Consider the following 20812-nt stretch of genomic DNA (forward strand, 5'->3'; position numbering starts at 1 on the left):
GTTCGATGTTCGAGACAACGCCGCAATGCCGCAATATCCGTACTTCGCCATGTCGCGATGCTGCCATGCCACCTGAGGGACCGACGTCCATCGGGCGCAGACGCTAAGGAGAGGGGCAATGGAACTACAGAACAGTCGACAGTTACCCGTCGCGCGTGATGTCGCGTGGATCGCGTTGAACGACCCGGGCGTGTTGCAGGGATGTATTCCGGGGTGCGAGTCGATCGAGCGCGTGGACGACACGACGTGGACCATCGCTATCGCAGCGACACTCGGCCCCGTGGGCGGACGCTGGACCGGGCGTATCAAGCTGACCGACGTGATCGTGCCGAGCGCGTACACACTGCATTTCGACGGGATCGGTTCGTCGGCCGGCCACACACGTGGTCAGGCCGCCGTCACGCTGACACCGCAAGGACCGATGACCACATTGATGACTTACGACCTGAAGGCGCAGTTCGGTGGCGAGTACGCCAAGCTCGATACGCCGCAGGTCGACGGCGCGGCCGCCGCGCTTGCCAACGAATTCTTCCGGCGGCTGACGGCCGCCATTGCGCCGCACCACAAGTTGAACGATCCCATTGCCGCCGATGGCGAAGTGGCCGCCGCGCTGGCGACCGACGCCGCCATGCGCGACATGTCTTCGACTCGGGGCAAGCTCTCGCGCTGGTGGCCGTGGGCAGTGGCGTTGCTGATCCTGATCTTTATCGTGATGTGGGGCAACCATGCCAGTTGAGCGCCGTCACGGCAAATCTGCGCCGCCCTCTTCACCGTCACCGCAGGAAGACGCGAAGCGCGACTCGCTCGCGCGCGAGTTGCTGGCGACGGCCGAAGCGCTCGAAGCGGCTGGCAAGGAACCGGTGTTGCCGGGCGTGGCAGGGTACGACGTGCGCGTGCGCATTCGCGACGGCGAAACGCCAGTGTTCGGCCCGGGGCGTCTCACGCTGCTGCGCGCCATCGACGCAACGGGGTCGATTTCGGCAGCGGCGCGCCGCATGAACATGTCGTACCGTCGCGCGTGGCTGCTCGTCGAAGCGATGAACCACGAGTTTCGCGAGCCGCTCGTCACACGTCACATCGGCGGTGTTTCGGGCGGCGGGGCGCAGTTGACGCCGTTCGCGCAAAACCTCGTCGCGCATTACGACACCCTCATCAAGGAAATCCGCTCGTTGCTCGACGCCCACGTGCCCACCTTCGGCGCGTATCTCAAAGACGGTAAGGGCGCCGATCCGGACGACGAGTGAGTTTGTCTTCCCTGGACGTCCTTCACGTCCGGGGCTGCGGGACAATCGTTCCCACCCGCTTCCCACTCGCTCCCAGCTCGCTTCCCACGATTCCCCTTCCGAATTGCCGGGCGCAGCAACGCCGCAACGCCGCAACACCGCAACACCGTTTATCGTCCGGTATTCCCACTCGCGCCGTTCATCACGAAAAAGTTAATTCTTCGTGAGGACTTCGTCACCGGCACGCGGCGACACTGACTCCATCGAACAACACTTCTGCGATGGAGACCGCGATGACCACGATGACGAAGTCCGTGCCCCCTGCGGCACAGCCTCCGGTGCGTCCCGCTACGGTTCAGCCGTGGTGGCTGCGCGTGACGCACTGGCTCAACGTGCTGGCCGTCGTCGTGATGGTCATGAGTGGCTGGCGCATCTACAACGCGTCGCCGATTTTCCCCTTCCGTTTTCCGAACGAGATCACGCTCGGCGGCTGGCTCGGTGGCGCATTGCAGTGGCACTTCGCCGCCATGTGGCTGCTGGTCGCCAACGGTCTGATCTATCTGACGACGAACGCCGCGAGCGGCCGCTTCTCGCGTCGCTTCTTCCCGCTGACGCCGCGTGGTGTCGTGCACGATCTTTTCGCGGCACTGCGCGGTCGTCTGACGCACGATGATCCCCGCCACTACAACCAGGTGCAACGCGCCGCTTATCTGTTCGCGGTGCTGGATCTGGTGTTGCTCGTCGCGTCAGGACTGGCCGTCTGGAAGCCCGTGCAACTCGGTTGGCTGTGCACGCTGTTCGGCGGCTTTCAGGGCGCACGTCTTGTTCACTTCATTGCGATGGCCGGCCTCGTGGGCTTCGTCGTCGTCCACGTGGCGATGGTGGCGTTGGTGCCACGCACGCTGCGCACCATGATTACCGGACGTTGAACGGGCGCTGCGCCTGCCCCCATTCATCGCACGCCGACACCAAGGAAGCCCCGCCATGACGCCCGAACGCAAGTCCTCGATCCTGATGCCCGACGCCCCGGTCGTGCGCGACGGCGAGGCGATTCTTCACGAAGCCCGTGCACTGATGACACGTCGCGTGTCCGAGCCGTCGCGCCGCGCGTTTCTCACACGGACGTTGTCGCTCGGCGGCGTCGCGTTGCTCTCTGGCTGTTCGCTCGACGACAACGCCAGCGTGGAGTCGGCGCTGACCAGAATCTCACGCTGGAACGATCGCGTGCAGGCCGCGCTGTTCCGAAAGAGTGTGCTGGCCCCGACGTTCCCGGCCTCGGCCATCACGCGCCCGTTTCCGTTCAACGCGTTCTACTCGATGGACGAAGCGCCCGTGGTGGATGAAGCCGAGTACCGGCTGGAGTTGTCCGGCCTGATCGCCGACAAAGCGCCGTGGCGGCTCGACGCCCTGCGTGACTTCGCTGCGCCGCGTGCTGCCGAGCAGATCACCCGTCACGTATGCGTGGAAGGGTGGAGTGCCATCGGACGCTGGGGGGGTGTGACGTTCGCGGACTTCTTGCGTCGCATCGGCGCGGACACCTCGGCGAAGTACGTCGGCTTCAAGTGTGCGGACGACTACTACACGAGCATCGACATGCCCACGGCGTTGCATCCGCAGACGCTGCTGGCGCTCACCTATGACGGCCAGACGCTGCCCCGGGAGTACGGCTTCCCCATGAAGCTGCGCATCCCGACCAAGCTCGGCTACAAGAATCCCAAGCATATCCAAGCGATCTACGTGACGAACACGTACTCGGGCGGGTATTGGGAGGACCAGGGATACAACTGGTTCGGCGGCAGTTGATGCCAGGGCCGGTGGCGGCGAAATCGCTCACCGGCGGGCGTGGCTGCACGATTTACGAGACGTCGGCGAACAGTTGATTGTCGGTTGAAGGTCAGATCGTCTCGATGGAAATTCTCACTCTTGGAGGTAACCGCAATGAAGAAGCAAATTCTGGCAGTGATGGCATTGGGTCTGGCACTCGGCACGGGTGCAGCTTTTGCGCAGGACGCGATGGGCAAGGGCGACGCGATGTCCAAGGGCGACGCCATGAGTAAGGGGGACGCCATGAGCAAGGGCGGTGCGATGAGCAAGCACGACGCGATGGGCAAAGGCGATGCAATGTCCAAGGGCGGCGCCATGAGCAAGGGCGATGCGATGGGCAAGGGCGGCGCAATGTCCAAGGGCGATGCCATGGGCAAGGGCGACGGGATGGACAAGAGTGGTGCGATGGGCAAGAGCCAGTAAGCACGCACCGGCGCTATCGAAGGGTAGCGAACGGCTTGGATGGGCTCAGAGGAAACAAGGCGTTGCAACGGAACTCCGCTGCGACGCCTTGTGTTTTGCTGTGTGCCCTGCAGTGCAGTGCAGCGTAAGGTCACCGTGTCAGTGCCACCGACTTGATCAGTAGGTAAACTTCCCGCCCCGGGTACAGTTGCAGCTGATCGGCAGACAAGCGTGTGATGCGCGCGCGCAGCACGGTGCCGCTGTCCAAACCCCGGTGGCCCTGCAACGTGGCGTCGACTTCGACCGAATCGCCGAGATCACGCAACGTCATGATGGTCGCGGGAAGCACGTTCAGCACGCTCGTATCGACAGGGGCCGACGTCGCGACGGCCACATCGCGTTCGCGCACGAGAATTCGACAGCGATCGCCGGGTTGACCGCTCGCACGTGCCACGCGTAGCCGGATGGCCTCGTCACCGTGCACGGCGACTTCCGTCAGACCGTATTGCGCGTCGTGCGCGACGATGCGCGTCTCCAGCACGATACCGGGAGACTCGACCGTGCCGTCGAGTGCGTCGCGATGCAGATTGAGGACATCAGCGGGTGCGCCCTGCGAGATCGTGCGTCCTTCCTTGAACAGCACAACCTGATCGGCCAGTCGCATGACCTCGTCCAGCGAGTGCGTGACGTACAACACGGGCAGCTTCAGTTCGTGACGAATGCGGTTCAGGTAGTCGAGGATCTCCAGACGCCTCGCATGGTCGAGCGAGGCCAGTGGCTCGTCCATGAGGAGCATGCGCGGGCATGACAGCAGCGCCCGGCCGATGCCCACACGCTGCTTCTCGCCGCCCGAGAGCGCGCCCGGACGACGATCGAGCAAGTGGCCGAGGTTCAGCACATCAACGACATGTTCGAGGGCGATTGCACCGCTACCTGCTGCAGCCACGTCGCGACGTCGCAGCCAGCGCCCGAAGAGCAGGTTCTGACGCACGGTGAAGTGCGGCATCAAGCGTGCATCCTGGAACACATATCCGATGCGGCGACGCCAGGTCGGCAGTGCGATACCGGTGGCACTGTCGAATAGCACGTCATCGCCCACGACGATGCGTCCGGCGTCGGGTTTGAGCAGACCGGAGACGGCATTGACCACCGTGCTCTTGCCACTGCCGGACGGGCCGAACAGGGCCGTTACGCCCGTGCCTGCGGCGAACTCGGCGTCGAGCACGAAGCTGCCGAAGCGGTGTTGGAGACGAACTTCAACCGTCATGACCCATCGCCTTGCGATTACCGAAGCGAATCAGCACTTCGGAGAAGATGAGCGTGGCGACGGCCAGTACGACCGAAATCGCGCACATGCGCCAGACCATCGCGTCGCCGTCGGGGACTTGCGTGGCCGTGTAAATCGCCAGTGGCAGCGTCTGCGTCTGTCCGGGAATGTTCGAGACGAACGTGATCGTCGCGCCGAACTCGCCCAGGGCACGCGCAAAGGCCAGCACGAAGCCGTGCAGCACGCCGGTCGCGGTGAGCGGCAGCGTCACGGTAAGAAAGGTGAGCCATGGACCCGCTCCGAGCGTCTGAGCGGCCTGCTCAAGCTTCGTGTCGGACGATTCCAGCGCTTGCCGGATCGCACGCACGAGCAGCGGGAAGCCCATCACGCCTGCTGCGAGGGCCGCGCCCGTCCAGCGAAAAGCGAAGGTGAAATTGAACCACTCGCGCAGCAGCTTGCCGATCGCGCCTTGCGCACCGAACAGAACGAGCAGCGCGAAGCCGACGACCACCGGTGGCAGTACGAGCGGCAAATGCAGGATGGCATCGAGCAGCGCCTTGCCGGGGAAGTGCCGACGGGCGAGCAGCCAGGCGGCCGCGTAGGCGAAGGGAAGGCTGCAAAGCGTGCCCCACAGACCTACGCGCAGGCTAAGTTCGACGATGCCCCATTCTTCAGGGGTGAGGCCCATGTGGAATTACGGACGGCTGAAACCGAAACGCTGGAACGTGGCCTGAGCCGTCGGCGTTTGCAGGAATTTGAAGAACGGATCGGCGTCGGCGCGGTTGGCCTGCTTCGTCACGGCTACCGGGTAGACGATCGGTGCATGGCTGTCGGCGGGGAAGGTCCCGGCGATGCGCACACGCTTCTCGGCGTTGGCGTCCGTCTTGTAGACGATGCCGTACGGCGCTTCGCCACGGGCGACCAGCAGCAATGCATTGCGCACGTTGTCGGCGGCGGCCACCTTGCCTTGCAGCTTCGACCAGATGCCGAGCTTCTCAAGCGCAGCCTTGCCATAGAGGCCGGCCGGTACGTGAGCCGGATCACCCATGGCGAGCTTGCCGTTGCCCAGCTTCGCGTCGAGATCCGCACCCGACTTGAGATCGACGTCGCCCGAGGTCGTGGCGGGCGCGATCAACACCAGTTCGTTGCCGAGCAGGTTGGTGCGGGTTTTCGTTTCGATCAGGTCGTGCTTTTGTGCGTAATCCATCCAGTCCTGGTCGGCCGAGATGAAGACATCGGCAGGCGCGCCTTTTTCGATCTGACGGGCGAGCGTCGAGCTTGCGCCGTACACGAGCACCGGCTTCTTGCCCGTTTCCTTGGTGTAGGTGGCGGACAGGTCGTCGAGGGCGTCTTTCATGCTGGCGGCGGCGAACACTTGCTGGGCTGCGGCGTGGCCAGCGAACAACAGGCTGGCGCCGACGGCGGCAACGCCGAGCGCGCGGCGCAGCATCGTGCCGGTGGTATTCGAGGCTTGGGACGTTTGGCTAACAGTGACAGTGGTTGCGACAGCTTTCACGAAATTGGTCTCCAGCGTGTGGTGGCAAGGCAGACTTGGCTGGCTCGGAACCCGACGCCCAGCGCCGTGAGTCGACTCATGGATACGGTCGGGCAGCGAGGCCGGACCTTCGGCTGCGCGGGGGGGGGGCGCAACGCGTTATGTAGGATTATATATAACGATGCGGCGCTGTATAGCGATATGCCTTATCACGGCATTCAAATGGTGCACGGCGCGGCAATGCCGCGTCGTGAAACGAAGAATTCGGGACAATGTGCACGTTCGCCGGACATGGCGAAAGCGAGACGGAAGCAAAACGGAAGCGAAACGGAAGCGAGGGCTGGGCGTGACGCCCGCTAATTAATATATGTCGTAAATCGCAAGGGGCCGCGAATGGGCCCCTTGTTCACATCTCAGGCGGCCGCCGTCTGGCCGCCCGGGCGCAACATTGCAGGACTGGTGCGCAGCATGTCGAAGAAGCCGTCGACGACGGCGTCGCACTCGGCACCCAGATCGTAGTCGGGCAGGAAGAGCCAGTCCGACATCATGCCGACGACCAGCGCGTGCAGCATGATCGCAGCCCGCCGTGTGTCGAGCGCAGCAGGCAACTGGCCGCGCTCGATGGCGCGTTCCATGTCACGCGTAATGCGCTGCTTGCCGTCCGCACAGGCTTCGCGCTGACGCTCCAGCACCGAAAGCATCTCGTTCGTGTATTCACACTTGTGGAACAGAATGTCCAACACGCGGCGGCGGCGCTCGTTGCGGGCGGTTTCCTTGAGCACCAGCTTGCAGATCTCGTGCATGCGCTGCATCGGGTCGCCGTCTTCCGGCTCGGTGCATTCCTCGTCGATCATGCGCTCCATCGGCAGACGGATACGATCCGTCATGGCGTTGAAGAGGTCGATCTTGTTCTTGAAGTGCCAGTAAATGGCGCCGCGCGTGAGGCCGGCGGCTTCGGCGATGTCGGCCAGCGACGTGCGCGACACGCCTTTCTGAGCGAACACCGTCTCTGCGGTGTCCAGCAACAGATTGCGGGTCTCGATCGCTTCTTCTTTCGTTCTGCGGGCCATCGTCGTGTCACAGGAGCAGCGGAAATTTGTGAAATGTCATGTAAGCCGCGCCGCACTATGGTGCGACGCAATGTGATTTACATACATTCATGAATGTATCTATAATAGCAGCCGCTTGCTCTATTGCACAGGGACCATTTAAGCTGCCTCCTCTAAGGGATAACTCTCTGACCGGAGAGAGCGAATTGATGAAGCCGCGCCGCCTGATTGGGGGTTAGGTGCGTGAGTCAAGGTCGCCTGATGTCCCGGAGCCTGTTCGACGATCTCAAACGAGTGCCAGCGTGCGCGGCCTGTGCCGCGCCCGGGGACGTCTTGTTGGCCCGCCCGTCCCATCCGGTGGGTCTGTCTCCGATGGCCCGCTCAACCGGGCCTTTTGGTATTTGCCGCCCGCCTTTGTGCGACGGGATTGCGGACCGGCCTTCGCCGTCGCAATCGTCGCAACGTTATTCGTCATTTTGTTTGACCGCATTCCATTTATCGGGGGCGTATATGCACGTCAAGAGAAGTTCACTGGGGATGGTCACTGCCGTCGCACTCGCGGTATTGACCCTGGCCGCGTGCGGCAAGAAGCCGCAGCAGCCGCAGGGCATGGTGCCGGAAGTCGGCGTCGTGACACTGCAACCCCAGAGCGTCACGCTGACGACCGACCTGCCAGGCCGTACCGCGCCCTACCGCGTCGCCGACGTGCGTGCGCGCGTCGACGGGATCGTGCTCAAGCGCGATTTCACCGAGGGCGGTGACGTCAAGGCGGGCCAGCGTCTGTACAAGATCGATCCGGCAACCTATCAGGCCGCTTTTGAGAATGCCAAGGCAACGCTCGCGAAGGCCGTGGCGAATCAGGCGTCGACCAGACTGTTGGCCGATCGCTACAAGCAACTGGTCGCCGTCGAAGCCGTGTCGAAGCAGGACTACGACAACGCGGTCGCCGCCGCACTGCAAGCCGATGCCGATGTGCAGGCCGGCAAGGCTGCCGTCGATACGGCGAAGATCAACCTCGGCTACACCGACGTGCCGGCCCCGATTTCGGGCCGCACCGGTCTGTCGCAGGTGACCGAAGGCGCTTACGTGCAGTCCGGTGCCGCTACGCTCATGACGACCGTGCAGCAGATCGATCCGATGTACGTGGACGTGACGCAATCGGCCGCAGACGGCCTGCGTCTGCGTCGCGCGCTGGCCGATGGCAAGCTGCAAAGCGCTGGCAAGAACGCCGCCAAGGTCGAACTGACGCTGGAAGACGGCACGGCGTACCCGCTCGAAGGCAAGCTTCAGTTCTCGGACATCACCGTCGACCAGACGACCGGCTCGGTGACCGTTCGCGCCATCTTCCCGAACCCGAACCGCGAGTTGCTGCCCGGCATGTTCGTGCACGCCAAGCTCCAGGAAGGTGTGAAGGAAGGCGGTCTGCTGGTGCCGCAACAAGGTGTGACGCGTGACCAGAAGGGGCAGCCGACGGCACTCATCGTGAACAAGGAAGGCAAGGTCGAACTGCGCCAGCTCGTGACCGACCGTGCGATCGGCGACAAGTGGCTGGTGAGTTCGGGTCTTGCCGCAGGCGATCAGGTGATCGTGTCCGGTCTTCAGAAAGCGCGCCCCGGTTCGCCCGCGAAGGCAGTGCCGGCGCAGTTGCCGGGTGCTCAGGCGCAACAGCCGGCAGGTGCGAGCGCACCGGCCGCTGCCAGCGCTTCGGGCGCCTCGCAGGCCGACGCCGCCTCGAGCGCCAAAGCCCAATAACGCGGAGCCTTATTCATGGCAAAGTTTTTTATCGATCGCCCGATCTTTGCTTGGGTGATCGCCATTGTCATCATGCTGGCCGGTGCGCTTTCGATTCTGAAGCTGCCGGTCTCGCAGTACCCGCCAATCGCACCGCCGTCGGTGCAGATCACCGCCGTCTATCCGGGCGCTTCGGCGCAGACCGTGCAGGATACGGTCACGCAGGTGATCGAGCAGCAGATGAACGGTATCGATCACCTTGAGTACATGTCGTCGACGTCGGACGGCTCGGGTACCGCTCAGATCACGCTGACGTTCGCGCAAGGTACGAACCCGGACATCGCCCAGGTGCAGGTGCAGAACAAGCTGCAACTCGCCACGCCGCTGCTGCCGCAGCAGGTGCAACAGCAGGGTATCAAGGTGGCGAAAGCGACCAAGAACTTCCTGCTGGTGATCGGCGCGTATTCCGATGACGGCAACATGACCGACATCGACCTGGCGAACTACATTGCAGCCAACGTGCAGGACCCGATCAGCCGTGTGAACGGTGTGGGTCAGGTTCAACTGTTCGGTTCGCAGTACGCCATGCGTGTTTGGGTCGATCCGCAGAAGCTCAACGGTTACAACCTGACGGTCATCGACGTCTCGAACGCCATTCAATCGCAGAACGTGCAGATCTCGGCCGGTGAGCTCGGTGGTGCGCCTGCAGTGAAGGGCCAGCAGCTCAATGCGACCGTGACGGCGCAAAGCCGTCTGCAAACGCCGGAGCAGTTCCGCAAGATTCTGCTCAAGGTCAACAAGGACGGCTCGCAAGTGCGTCTGGGTGACGTAGCGCGCATCGAGCTGGGTGGCGAGTCGTATCAGGTCGTGGCCCGTTACAACGGCAAGCCGGCCGCCGGTCTGGCGATTACGCTGGCCACCGGTGCGAACGCGCTGCAGACGGCCACCGCCGTCAAGCAGCAGGTCACCGAACTCGAGCCGTACTTCCCGCAGGGCATGAAGGTCGACTATCCGTACGACACCACGCCGTTCGTGAAGATCTCGATCGAGGAAGTGATCAAGACCCTCATCGAAGGTATCGTGCTCGTGTTCCTCGTGATGTATCTGTTCCTGCAGAACCTGCGGGCAACGATCATCCCGACGATTGCGGTGCCGGTGGTGCTGCTCGGTACGTTCGGCATCATGGGCGCGGCAGGCTTCTCCATCAACACGCTATCGATGTTCGGCCTTGTGCTCGCCATCGGTCTGCTCGTCGACGATGCCATTGTGGTGGTCGAAAACGTCGAGCGGGTGATGGCGGAAGAAGGGCTGAGTCCAAAAGAAGCGACGAAGAAGGCGATGGATCAGATCGTCGGCGCGCTGGTGGGTGTGGCGCTCGTGCTCTCGGCCGTGTTCGTGCCGATGGCATTCTTCGGCGGCTCGACCGGTGCCATCTATCGTCAGTTCTCGCTGACCATCGTGGCGGCCATGGCGTTGTCGGTGCTGGTGGCTATCGTGCTCACGCCGGCCATGTGCGCGACGATCCTCAAGCCGATCAAGAAGGGCGAGGTTCACGAGAAGCGCGGCTTCTTCGGCTGGTTCAACCGCAAGTTCGACAGTGGCTCGAAGGCCTATCAGGGCCAGGTGGAGCGTTTGCTCAAGCGCACCGCGCCGCTCATGATCGTCTACGTCGTGATCGTGGCGGCGGTCGGCTTCCTGTTCGTGCGTATGCCGACGGCGTTCTTGCCGGACGAAGACCAGGGTTACTTCTTCAACCTCGTGCAATTGCCGCCGGGTGCGACGCAAGAGCGTACGCTCGACGTCATGAAGCAGGTCGAGAAGCATTACCTGGAGAAGGAAAAGGACTCGGTTCGTTCGATCTTCACGGTGACCGGCTTCGGCTTTAACGGCCGTGGTCAGAACGTGGGTCTGGCGTTCACGATGATGAAGCCGTGGGAAGACCGTCAGTCGTCCGACCTCAAGGTGCAGGCCGTGATTGCGCGTTCCTACCAGGCATTCGCCAGCGTGAAGGACGCCATGATCTTCGCGATCAACCCGCCGTCGGTGCCGGAACTCGGTAACGCGGGCGGTATCGACTTCGAGTTGCAGGATCGTGCAGGTCTGGGTCACGACGCGCTGATGGCCGCCCGCAATCAGATGCTGGGCATGGCGGCGAAGAACCCGAATCTGGCGAACATGCGCCCGAACGGTCTGGACGACACCCCGCAGTACAAGGTGGACGTCGACGAAGAAAAGGCCGCTGCACTGGGTCTGTCGATTTCCGACGTGTATCAGACGTTGTCGGCATCGTGGGGCTCGTCGTACGTGAACGACTTCATCGACCGCGGTCGTGTGAAGAAGGTGTACGTGATGGCGGAACCGAAGGACCGGATGCTGCCGCAGGACATCAACAAGCTCTTCGTGCGTAACAGCAGCGGGACGATGGTGCCGTTCTCGGCCTTCGCTACGGGCAAGTGGACGTACGGCTCGCCGCGTCTGGAACGCTACAACGGTGTGCCTGCCGTGGAAATTCAGGGTATGCCGGCACCGGGCAAGTCGTCGGGCGATGCGATGAAGGCAGTGGAAGAAATCGCTAAGCAACTTCCGCCGGGTATCGGTCTGGAGTGGACGGGTCTGTCGTTCGAAGAGCGTATTTCGGGCTCACAGGCTCCGGCGCTGTACGCGATCTCCATCCTGATCGTGTTCTTGTGTCTGGCTGCCTTGTACGAAAGCTGGTCGATCCCGTTCTCGGTGATTCTGGTGGTGCCGCTGGGCGTGTTGGGTGCACTGCTGGCCGCCACGTTGCGCGGGTTGTCCAACGACGTGTACTTCCAGGTGGGTCTGCTCACTACCGTGGGTCTGTCGGCGAAGAATGCAATTCTGATCGTGGAATTCGCCAAGGATCTGCAGGAGCAGGGCCGCACGCTGATGGAAGCGACGATGGAAGCCGTGCGACTGCGTCTGCGACCGATTCTGATGACGTCGATGGCGTTCATTCTCGGTGTGTTGCCGCTGGCGATCTCCAACGGCGCCGGTTCGGCTTCGCAGCACGCCATCGGTACGGGCGTGATCGGCGGTATGCTCGCCGCGACGTTCCTCGCGATCTACTACGTGCCGGTCTTCTTCGTGTTGGTGCGTAAGCGCTTCGCCCACGAGGATCTGGACACGGTGGAACATCCGGAAGCGCGTCATGAGAACCCGGACGCAACCAACGGTCCCGCCAAGGAAGGAAACTGACCTATGAAGCACAAAGCATTGCCGATTGCCTTGGCGGCAGCGTTCCTGGCAGGCTGTACCCTCGCGCCGCACTATGAGCGGCCCGAGGCACCGGTCGCCACGTCGTTCCCCACGGGCCCGGCTTACAAGACGCCCGGCGCGGCGAACCAGAACGGCGCCACCGACAGCAATGTCGTGGCCGCCGATCTGGGATGGCGAGATTTCTTCGCCGATCCGCGTCTGCAAAAGCTGATCGAGATCGCGTTGCAGAACAACCGCGATCTGCGTGTCTCGATGCTCAACGTCGAAGCCGCACGTGCGCAGTACCAGATCCAGCGTTCGGCGCTGCTGCCCTCGGTGGGGGCGGCAGGTCAGGCGTCGGTTCAGCGCTCGCCGGCGGATCTGTCGTCGTCGGGTCGCGCGGGGATCAGCCGCAGCTATCAGGTCGGCGTGGGTTTCACGTCGTACGAACTCGATCTGTTCGGTCGCATCCAGAGCCTGAAGGATCAGGCGTTGGAGTCGTATCTGGCGAGCGAGGACACGGCCAAGGCGGCGCACATCACGCTCGTCTCGGAAGTGGCGACGGCATACCTCACGTGGCTGGCCGATCAGGAGCTCCTCAAGCTCACGTCGGACACGCTCAAGAGCCAGCAATCGTCGTATAACCTGACCAAGCGCAGTTTCGACGTGGGTACGGCTTCCGGGCTGGATTTGCGTCAGGCGCAAACGCCGGTCGATACGGCGCGTGCGAACTTCGCGCAGTACACGCGTCAGGTGGCGCAGGACGAAAACGCGCTGGCGCTGCTCATCGGCCAGCCGCTGCCGGCCGATTTGCCGCCGGCACGTCCGCTCGACGGGCAGGGCCTGCTGGCCGATCTGCCTGCCGGGCTGCCGTCGGACTTGTTGCTGCGTCGTCCGGACGTGACGGCTGCCGAGCACACGCTCAAGGGTGCCAACGCGAACATCGGTGCGGCACGTGCGGCGTTCTTCCCGTCGATTTCGTTGACGGCGAATGCAGGCACGGCGAGCGCATCGCTGAGCAATCTGTTCAAGGGCGGGCAGGGCGCATGGTCGTTCGCGCCGACGATTACGCTGCCGATTTTCGCGGGCGGACAGAACATCGCTAACCTTGATCTGGCCAAGGTGCAGAAACGCATCGAGATCGCCAACTACGAGAAGGCGATTCAGACGGCGTTCCGCGAAGTGTCGGACGGCCTGGCTGCACGTGGCACGTTGGACGATCAGATTGCGGCGCAGGAATCGCTCGTGAAGGCGAGCGACGAGAGCTACAAGCTCTCGGACATGCGCTATCGCAATGGCGTGGACAGCTATCTGAACGCGCTGGTCGCGCAACGCTCGCTGTATTCGTCGCAGCAAACGCTGATCGCGACGCGTCTGGCGCGCTGGACCAACCTCGTCACGCTGTACAAGGCGATGGGCGGCGGTTGGGAGGAGCGCTCGGCACCGGCTAATGCAGGAACGGCATCGGCTGCCTCGGCGTCGTGATGTAACGTTTGACGATTGAAAATACGCCCGGCAATGCCGGGCGTTTTTCATTGCGGTGTTGGCTGTGTTCTGTACGTCGCGTGCGTCAGGCGATTTTGGTAACAAGCAACTCAGTTCCCGAGAGGTTTAGACGCAGGCTTCTACGCTGGCCCCTACCTTGCGTAGGCCATCGTCGCTATCCTAGTTCGCGTTGTATTCGCAACATCCCGAGCGTCGACGCGTGTGCCGCATTTGATTCAGCGAACAGCGCCCAGTCGTCGTGCGGGTCACTTATAAGCTGACTGTTTTTCCAGGGAGAGACACCATGAGCGATCTTCAAGCCCGCTTCGACGAGGCGGTAGCCCAATCCAAGACGCTGCCCGAACGCCCCGACAATCTGACGCTGCTGCGCATCTACGCGCTGTTCAAGCAGGGCACGGAAGGCGACGTGACCGGTTCCCGCCCCGGTGCGATGGACTTCGTCGCACGCGCCAAATTCGATGCCTGGGAAATGCTCAAGGGCAAGTCGAAAGACGAAGTCCAGACGGCTTACGTCGAGCTCATCGAATCCCTCAAGGGATGATGAAGGTGCATGGCGCGTTGGCGGTGAGCGATATGCCATAGGCGACCATCGATGAGAAGAAGGACGGCGACCTCGGTCGCCGTTTTTTTTGCGCGGCGGGTGTGACGGGGGGGCGTGTGTGAACTGACGTGTGTGAAAAGTGAGGTGGCGCATAGCGGGGCGGGTTTTGCGGTGCTGTCCGATTGGTTCGGAGATGGCGATGCGCGACGATAGACACGTCGTCAACTCGCTATCAACGAGCCAAGGAGCCACGCCATGCAACAGGATCGTCATCACATGCTGCCCCGCATCGGGCATCACACGTCACGGGATGTCGAGGTGAATCGTGTGCGTGCATCGCCCCCGCCGACACCACCGAGATTGCCTTCACCGCACGTTCGATGTTGCCGCGTGATGCGAGGGGCGGCGCTGCTCGACGTCTTGTTCACGATGACCGCGCTCGTCGCCGGTGCGCAGGGCTTCGCTCACTGGCAAGCTGCGGGCGGCGTGTCGTCGGCCACAGGGGTTGTTGCGCACAACGTGGTCACAACCGCATTGCCGTCGCCAGCGGCGCAAGGTGTCATGGCTGTCGACCGTCTGCCATGACGACAGCGCCCATGATTTGTCGTCTACCGGCAGGCAAACGTCGCATGCACGGCTTCACCCTGCTCGAATGGGTGATCGCCATGCCGCTGGGGCTGCTGATCGTGATGGCGGCGACTGCGATCTATCTCGCGGGTATTCGATTGTGGCGCGTGCAGGCGGAGCGATACGAGGTGAATGAGCGTGCTGCCTTCGCGCTGAATCAACTCACGCGCGCTGTCGGCATGGCCGGATATCGAAATTGGGATCCGTTGGAAGGCCCGATCCTCAACGCAGATCGATCTGTTCAACCCGGGCTAGGCGATTGGCCTTCACTGCGAGCCAGTGCCGAATGCGCAGGCACGCTCGACACTTGCCCGAAGCGGGGCTGGCAGGGCAGCACGATGCTGGAGGTGCAGTATCACGGTGCGGGCTTCGGGGACGAAAATGGCAATGGCAACGGCGCGGTACAGAACTGTGGTGGGGCAAGCGTGAGAGCGCGAAGCGATGGCGACGACCGTAACGTCAGTGCCTTCTACATTGACAAAGGCGAAGACGGTGTCCCTTCGCTGTTCTGTCGGTACGGCGACCGGGGATACAAGATCACGACGCTGAGTCCTGCGCAGGTGCTGGTGATTGGTGTCGAGGCGATGTATATCCGGCTGGGCGTGCGTGCTGGGGGAACCGGGCCATTGCGATGGATGACGCCGGTGAAGAGCGCGCGACGCAAACCGCCAAGCGCACCCGCTGGGGCCGGTGGTTGGGAAAATGTGAGTGCCGTGGCATTTTCTCTCGTGTTGAGGGGGGCGCCGCGACGTGGAGGAAAGCTGCGTGCGGGCCGGACCGTCGAAGTCTTCGATGCGGCGTCCGGTGGTCGCGAGTACAAGTGGCTGACCAATGCCGGTGACGTCCATTTGCATGTGTTCACGGTGGTGGCCTATCGGCGCAACGATGGCGGTATTCGCGAGGAGGCGAGATGGTTGGTGTCTTCATCGTGATGTGGCTCGCGGCCCTGATAGCGCTGGGGGTCTCAGGCATGCAGCATCGTGAACTGGCGACCCGCTTCATCGCATACACGAACGATAGAGTGTTCGCCTTCGGCGCAGCGCATGACGCACTCAGGGCCGCACGCGAGCGATTGGTCGGCGGTGCACACGCCCCGGATATTGCCGTACCGTACGAGTTCGATGAAGGACCGCATGGTGTCATCGCTGCGCGCTATCGAGACGGAAGCCGCGAGCCCAATCAAATGGCGAACTGGGTTGGAATTGGATGGAACGATACGCGCATCGTTTCTGTGAACAGTGCGCGGTACTTCATCGAACGAATCGCTTTCACCGAGTACTTGCCGGACGCGCACGCGGCGAAGGCAGCAAGACAGTCGCTCGTGCGCCGCTACCGCGTGAGCGCGATGGGATGCGGAAAATTGCCCGGGACGCGGGTCTTCCTGCAGGCGATATATGAGGTTCGCGCTTCTCGCGGACGCACGGCTGGGGGAGGCGCTGCACCGATCTCATTCTCATCGCGCAGGTTGAACTGGCGCGAAGTCGCGACCTGGCACGACAACGCGATAACGACGCCGGTGCAGGGCGCCAGACGTGAGCATTGCGATGCGTGACTGGAGCAGCGTGTCACGGCGGCGCGATAGGTTCAATAGGTTCGATAGGTTCGATAGGCCCGAAGCGCGGTCGATGCGTGGCGTCACACTGATCGAGTGCCTTGTGGCGATGGCGGTGCTTGCGGTTGCGCTGTTTGCTGTCGCGCCGTCGATAGAGGCGGTGCGGCGTCGTGTGGCGGTGGAGACGACGGCCCGTGCATTTCTGGCGACGATGCAAGCGGCGCGCGCCGAGGCATTGGGGCGACATCGGCGTATCGCCATTGCGCCGCACGACGGAGTGAGTTTGAACAGCGGTTGGGTGACGTTTGTCGACGAGAACCGAAATCACCGGCTGGATGCGGGCGAGACGCTATTGGGGCGTCACGCGCCGCTGCCGTCGGGGGTGAGCATTGAGGCGAGGTGGGGCCTGTATTACACGCAAGGGCTGGCATTCGCCGAAAGTGGCTTCATCCGGACCGAGGCGCGCAAATGGTTGTCGGGCACGGTGCGCATCGCAGGGCATGATCGACGCATTTGCATCACCATCAATGCCTACGGCCGCGCACGTGTCGCAAAGCGTTGCAATGCGTAGGCGGCCGTATGGGCGAGAGGCGCGAATGCCGGTATTACATCAGCGGTGGGGAACCGCGATCGTTGTCTTTGGCGGCTGAGGCTGGGGCTGAGGGTGTTGTCGCGGGATTCGTTGACGTCGCGGCATCTGTTGAAGCGTCGGCTTGTGTCGACGATCCTTTCGTCGATTCTTGCCAGAGCTTGATACCTTGCCACGCCAGCACGCCGAGGCTGCCCCACGTGAGGCCGCGACGGGCGATGCGTCCGACAGGCGTGTGAGAGAGGCCCGTCAGCGCAATCGACGCCACCGAGCTGACGAGCGGGTAGCGTTCGAGCAGACCGCCGAGCTTGAGGCCGGAGTTGGCGAGGCCACCGAGGCCGCCGAGGCCGGAGAAGCGGGCGAGCCCGCCGGGCAGCAGGTAGCGAACCCAGCGGAAATTGCGCAGACGCTCGCGCGTCACGTGCGATGCCTGAATCAGTTCGGCACGCTCGACGGCAATGCGTGTGAGCACGATTTCCTTGCGGATGGCGAGGAGCTCGTGACGGGAGCGTCGCGACTGACGCGGGCGACGCGGTCGTTGAGGATGGTTCTGTTCCAGCGGCACGGGCGGGTCTCCTTCAGTCCGGACGCAGGGCGTCGCGGTCCTTTTCGAACTCGGCCAGCGTGGCTTCGAACGGCATCGGGGCATCGCGCAGAATGTTGCGGGCACGCATGGCGCACCAGCTCGCGAGCAAGAGATACACGGCGAAGATGCCGGTCATGGCCTGGAGGCGATAGGTGTCCCAGAAAATGACGATGACCAGCGCGGTCAGCGACACGAGGGCGAGAACACCGAAGAGCATTGCGGCAAGACCGAGAAACGCAACGCCCATCAGGCGTTCCTTCTCTTCGGTCAATTCGATGCCGATGAGTTCGATGCGCGACTGAAGGATCTCGAGCAACGCACCGGCGAGGCGCCGCAGCGAAGGCCGCGGCGGGGTCGTGCGATCATTGTCGGTCATGGGCTGGACGGGGCGGCCCGCCTGACCCGTCGCACCGGTCAGGCAGGCTCCGCCTTTGGCAGAGTAGGCGAGAAAGTGACTTGTGCTGGTCGCGCTGATTGCGCGTATTCAGCGAGCTTACTTGCGGTTGAGCAGCAGGCCGATCACCACGCCGATACCGGCGGCGATGCCCACGGCTTGCCACGGATGATCGTGCACGTAGTCGTCAGTTGCGCGAGCGGCCTTCTTGCTCTTCTCAACCACGACGACCTGAACGTCCGAGGCCTTTTCCTTAGCTTGCTTGAGCAGGGTGAGGGCCTTGTCGCTCAGTTCGGAAGCACGCTCACCGGTCGTGTTGGCGGCTTGCTTGAGCAGGTCTTCGGCGTCGGCCAGTACGGATTTGATATCGGTCATGAACTTCTCCTTGTTGATATGCACTTGCGACATAGTCGTTACCCGTTTCTGGGAGGAAAATGCGGGAGGATGTGCGGCTGATATGGGGGTTATCGTACCGCTTTCAACGCGTCGTTGCCAGAAAACAACAGACGGGCCGCGGTATATTTCCAGAAATCATTTGGAACAAATTTTTTATTCGTTCTGACTAAGCTTAGCATCCTTTAGTCTTGATCCCACTGAGTGAAAGGTTCTCAAGGAGACCGTAAATGACATTGCGTTTGGGTGATATCGCTCCCGACTTCGAGCAGGATTCGTCGATCGGCACGATCAAGTTTCACGAATACCTCGGCGATGGCTGGGGTGTCCTTTTCTCGCATCCGGCTGACTACACGCCGGTGTGCACGACCGAACTGGGTCTGACTGCAAAACTCAAGGGCGAGTTCGAAAAACGTAACGTGAAAGCCATCGCCTTGTCGGTAGACGATGCGGAGTCGCACAAGGGCTGGATCAACGACATCAACGAAACGCAGAACACCACGGTCAATTTCCCGATCCTGGCAGACGGCGATCGCAAGGTTTCGCAGCTGTACGACATGATTCACCCGAACGCCAGCGAAACCGTGACGGTGCGCTCGCTGTTCGTGATCGATCCGAAGAAGAAGGTGCGTCTGATCATCACGTATCCGGCAAGCACGGGTCGCAACTTCGACGAAATTCTTCGCGTCATCGATTCGCTGCAACTGACCGACAATTACTCGGTCGCCACGCCGGGCAACTGGAAGGATGGCGAAGATGTGGTGATCGTGCCGTCGCTCAAGGACGAAGCTGTGCTGAAGGAGAAATTCCCGAAGGGCTACAAGGCCGTGCGTCCGTATCTGCGCCTCACGCCGCAGCCGAACAAGTAATCGATGGGTGATGGAGGTGCGGTTGCATGAATATGCGCCGCAGATGCCGCAGCAAGAAGCAAAAAAAGCCAGCTCGAAAGAGCTGGCTTTTTTGTTGGGTACGCGCCGTCGCTCGTTGGATTGACGGCCCGCGACATGCGGCTCGAGAAACGACGCGTACCTAACAACATTGCAAAGAAGTGGGCGCGATCTCGCGCCCACTTCTCAAACTTCCGGGAATCAGAAGAACGCCTGAATACCCGTTTGCGCGCGACCCAGAATCAGGGCGTGGATGTCGTGCGTGCCTTCGTAGGTGTTGACCACTTCGAGGTTCACGAGATGGCGGGCGATGCCGAACTCGTCGGAGATGCCGTTACCGCCGAGCATGTCGCGGGCCAGACGCGCCACGTCGAGTGCCTTGCCGCACGAGTTGCGCTTCATGATCGAGGTGATTTCGACCGCCGCCGTGCCTTCGTCCTTCATTCGACCCAGACGCAGGCAGCCTTGCAGGCCTAGGGTGATCTCCGTCTGCATGTCGGCCAGCTTCTTCTGAATCAGCTGATTGGCGGCGAGCGGGCGACCGAACTGCTGACGATCGAGCACGTACTGGCGTGCCATGTGCCAGCAGAATTCGGCGGCGCCCAGTGCGCCCCAGGCGATGCCGTAGCGCGCCGAGTTCAGGCACGTGAACGGCCCCTTCAGACCGGAGACGCCCGGCATCAGATTCTCTTCCGGCACGAAGACCTGATCCATCACGATCTCGCCCGTGATGGATGCACGCAGGCCGACCTTGCCATGAATCGCGGGGGCCGACAGACCCTTCCAGTCTTTTTCCAGAATGAAGCCGCGAATCTTCTCTTCGCCGTTTTCGTCGGCGAGCTTGCCCCAGACGACGAAGACGTCGGCGATGGGCGAATTCGTGATCCACATCTTGCTGCCGCTCAGTTCGTAACCACCGGCGACCTTCTTGGCGCGGGTGGTCATGCCAGCCGGGTCCGAACCGTGGTTCGGCTCGGTCAGGCCGAAGCAGCCGATCCATTCGCCGCTGGCGAGCTTCGGCAGGTACTTCTGCTTCTGCGCTTCGCTGCCAAACTCATAGATCGGGACCATGACGAGCGACGACTGCACGGACATCATCGAGCGATAGCCCGAATCCACGCGCTCGACCTCGCGGGCGATCAGGCCGTAGGCCACATAGTTCAGACCGGGGCCGCCGTATTGTTCGGGGATCGTCGGGCCGAGCAGGCCGATCTCGCCCATTTCGCGAAAGATCGATGCATCGGTGCGCTCGTGACGGAACGCTTCGAGCACGCGCGGTGCGAGCTTGTCGTTCGCATACGCGGCGGCCGCGTCGCGAATCATGCGTTCGTCGGTGGTGAGCTGCGCGTCGAGCAACAGCGGATCTTCCCAGTGAAACTGTGCATTGCCTGCCATGACCCATCTCCTCCAATCAACTTGACGAAAGTTCCGCAATGCGGAACAATGTTCTGAAATCGAAGTTAGTTTAACACTAAAATTTTTCGCCGGGCAACGGCCAGTGCATGCACTGGCCGAATCTGTTTGCCCGGT

The 20812-nt window shown here is 62.4% G+C and carries 22 protein-coding genes; 14 read left to right on the forward strand and 8 right to left on the reverse strand.

What is annotated here, in order from left to right; genetic code table 11:
• Positions 1 to 118 precede the first annotated feature (118 nt).
• The 5 genes from NA29_RS05650 (at position 119) to NA29_RS05670 (ending at position 3470) form a co-directional block, all read left to right on the forward strand.
• Positions 119 to 736, forward strand: coding sequence for an SRPBCC family protein (locus tag NA29_RS05650; protein ID WP_039396637.1), 618 nt, complete (start codon positions 119 to 121; stop codon positions 734 to 736).
• Positions 726 to 1244, forward strand: a complete 519-nt coding sequence (locus NA29_RS05655) for a winged helix-turn-helix domain-containing protein (RefSeq protein ID WP_084103476.1) — start codon at positions 726 to 728, stop codon at positions 1242 to 1244. The genes NA29_RS05650 and NA29_RS05655 overlap by 11 nt, the downstream gene beginning before the upstream one ends.
• A gap of 281 nt (positions 1245 to 1525) precedes the next feature.
• Positions 1526 to 2152 carry a cytochrome b/b6 domain-containing protein gene (locus NA29_RS05660; RefSeq protein WP_039402480.1) on the forward strand — a complete coding sequence of 209 codons (627 nt, stop codon included), beginning with the start codon at positions 1526 to 1528 and terminating at the stop codon, positions 2150 to 2152.
• A gap of 55 nt (positions 2153 to 2207) precedes the next feature.
• Positions 2208 to 3026, forward strand: a complete 819-nt coding sequence (locus NA29_RS05665; RefSeq protein WP_197701870.1) for a molybdopterin-dependent oxidoreductase — start codon at positions 2208 to 2210, stop codon at positions 3024 to 3026.
• A 135-nt stretch (positions 3027 to 3161) separates the two neighbouring features.
• Complete coding sequence (locus tag NA29_RS05670; RefSeq protein WP_039396639.1) at positions 3162 to 3470, forward strand: hypothetical protein; 309 nt, start codon at positions 3162 to 3164, stop codon at positions 3468 to 3470.
• A 130-nt stretch (positions 3471 to 3600) separates the two neighbouring features.
• On the opposite strand, the gene modC is transcribed toward NA29_RS05670, so the two are convergent.
• From modC to NA29_RS05690, 4 genes are all read right to left on the reverse strand, one after another.
• Positions 3601 to 4716 carry a molybdenum ABC transporter ATP-binding protein gene (modC, locus tag NA29_RS05675; RefSeq protein ID WP_039396642.1) on the reverse strand — a complete coding sequence of 372 codons (1116 nt, stop codon included), beginning with the start codon at positions 4714 to 4716 and terminating at the stop codon, positions 3601 to 3603.
• Positions 4706 to 5404, reverse strand: coding sequence for a molybdate ABC transporter permease subunit (gene modB / locus NA29_RS05680; RefSeq protein ID WP_039396645.1), 699 nt, complete (start codon positions 5402 to 5404; stop codon positions 4706 to 4708). The genes modC and modB overlap by 11 nt, the downstream gene beginning before the upstream one ends.
• Before the next feature lie 6 nt (positions 5405 to 5410).
• Positions 5411 to 6232 (reverse strand): molybdate ABC transporter substrate-binding protein, encoded by an 822-nt coding sequence (modA, locus tag NA29_RS05685; RefSeq protein WP_224786861.1) that lies wholly within the window; start codon positions 6230 to 6232, stop codon positions 5411 to 5413.
• A 392-nt stretch (positions 6233 to 6624) separates the two neighbouring features.
• Positions 6625 to 7281 (reverse strand): TetR family transcriptional regulator, encoded by a 657-nt coding sequence (locus tag NA29_RS05690; RefSeq protein WP_039396650.1) that lies wholly within the window; start codon positions 7279 to 7281, stop codon positions 6625 to 6627.
• 489 nt (positions 7282 to 7770) lie between these two features.
• Between NA29_RS05690 and NA29_RS05695 the strand changes: the two genes are divergently transcribed.
• The 8 genes from NA29_RS05695 (at position 7771) to NA29_RS26145 (ending at position 17004) form a co-directional block, all read left to right on the forward strand.
• Complete coding sequence (locus NA29_RS05695; protein ID WP_039396653.1) at positions 7771 to 9012, forward strand: efflux RND transporter periplasmic adaptor subunit; 1242 nt, start codon at positions 7771 to 7773, stop codon at positions 9010 to 9012.
• A gap of 15 nt (positions 9013 to 9027) precedes the next feature.
• On the forward strand, positions 9028 to 12207 hold the full coding sequence (locus NA29_RS05700; RefSeq protein WP_039396655.1) for an efflux RND transporter permease subunit: 3180 nt from the start codon (positions 9028 to 9030) through the stop codon (positions 12205 to 12207).
• A gap of 3 nt (positions 12208 to 12210) precedes the next feature.
• The gene (adeC, locus tag NA29_RS05705) at positions 12211 to 13692 is read left to right on the forward strand and encodes an AdeC/AdeK/OprM family multidrug efflux complex outer membrane factor (RefSeq protein ID WP_039396658.1); all 1482 of its coding nucleotides are present in this window, start codon (positions 12211 to 12213) and stop codon (positions 13690 to 13692) included.
• Between the two features lie 304 nt (positions 13693 to 13996).
• Positions 13997 to 14254: an acyl-CoA-binding protein gene (locus NA29_RS05710; RefSeq protein ID WP_039396661.1), complete on the forward strand. Its 258-nt coding sequence runs from the start codon at positions 13997 to 13999 to the stop codon at positions 14252 to 14254.
• A gap of 255 nt (positions 14255 to 14509) precedes the next feature.
• A complete protein-coding gene (locus NA29_RS26000) occupies positions 14510 to 14839 on the forward strand; it encodes a hypothetical protein (protein ID WP_157744760.1) in 330 nt (109 codons plus the stop codon).
• A gap of 11 nt (positions 14840 to 14850) precedes the next feature.
• Positions 14851 to 15813: a PilW family protein gene (locus NA29_RS05720; RefSeq protein WP_039396667.1), complete on the forward strand. Its 963-nt coding sequence runs from the start codon at positions 14851 to 14853 to the stop codon at positions 15811 to 15813.
• The gene (locus NA29_RS05725) at positions 15792 to 16433 is read left to right on the forward strand and encodes a pilus assembly PilX family protein (protein ID WP_039396670.1); all 642 of its coding nucleotides are present in this window, start codon (positions 15792 to 15794) and stop codon (positions 16431 to 16433) included. Before NA29_RS05720 ends, NA29_RS05725 begins: the two co-directional genes overlap by 22 nt.
• Positions 16434 to 16506: 73 nt before the next feature.
• Complete coding sequence (locus NA29_RS26145; RefSeq protein ID WP_072633207.1) at positions 16507 to 17004, forward strand: GspH/FimT family pseudopilin; 498 nt, start codon at positions 16507 to 16509, stop codon at positions 17002 to 17004.
• 34 nt (positions 17005 to 17038) lie between these two features.
• On the opposite strand, the gene NA29_RS05735 is transcribed toward NA29_RS26145, so the two are convergent.
• The 3 genes from NA29_RS05735 to NA29_RS05745 form a co-directional block, all read right to left on the reverse strand.
• Positions 17039 to 17587, reverse strand: a complete 549-nt coding sequence (locus NA29_RS05735; protein ID WP_052252555.1) for a DUF3318 domain-containing protein — start codon at positions 17585 to 17587, stop codon at positions 17039 to 17041.
• Between the two features lie 13 nt (positions 17588 to 17600).
• Positions 17601 to 17984, reverse strand: coding sequence for a phage holin family protein (locus NA29_RS05740; protein WP_039396673.1), 384 nt, complete (start codon positions 17982 to 17984; stop codon positions 17601 to 17603).
• 117 nt (positions 17985 to 18101) lie between these two features.
• Positions 18102 to 18410 carry an ElaB/YgaM/YqjD family protein gene (locus NA29_RS05745; RefSeq protein ID WP_039396676.1) on the reverse strand — a complete coding sequence of 103 codons (309 nt, stop codon included), beginning with the start codon at positions 18408 to 18410 and terminating at the stop codon, positions 18102 to 18104.
• A 215-nt stretch (positions 18411 to 18625) separates the two neighbouring features.
• Between NA29_RS05745 and NA29_RS05750 the strand changes: the two genes are divergently transcribed.
• Entirely contained in the window at positions 18626 to 19264 is a 639-nt protein-coding gene (locus NA29_RS05750) for a peroxiredoxin (RefSeq protein WP_039396679.1), read from the forward strand.
• Between the two features lie 219 nt (positions 19265 to 19483).
• On the opposite strand, the gene NA29_RS05755 is transcribed toward NA29_RS05750, so the two are convergent.
• On the reverse strand, positions 19484 to 20677 hold the full coding sequence (locus tag NA29_RS05755; RefSeq protein ID WP_039396682.1) for an acyl-CoA dehydrogenase: 1194 nt from the start codon (positions 20675 to 20677) through the stop codon (positions 19484 to 19486).
• Positions 20678 to 20812 lie beyond the last annotated feature (135 nt).

Source organism: Pandoraea sputorum, from assembly GCF_000814845.2.
Taxonomy (GTDB): Bacteria; Pseudomonadota; Gammaproteobacteria; order Burkholderiales; family Burkholderiaceae; genus Pandoraea; species Pandoraea sputorum.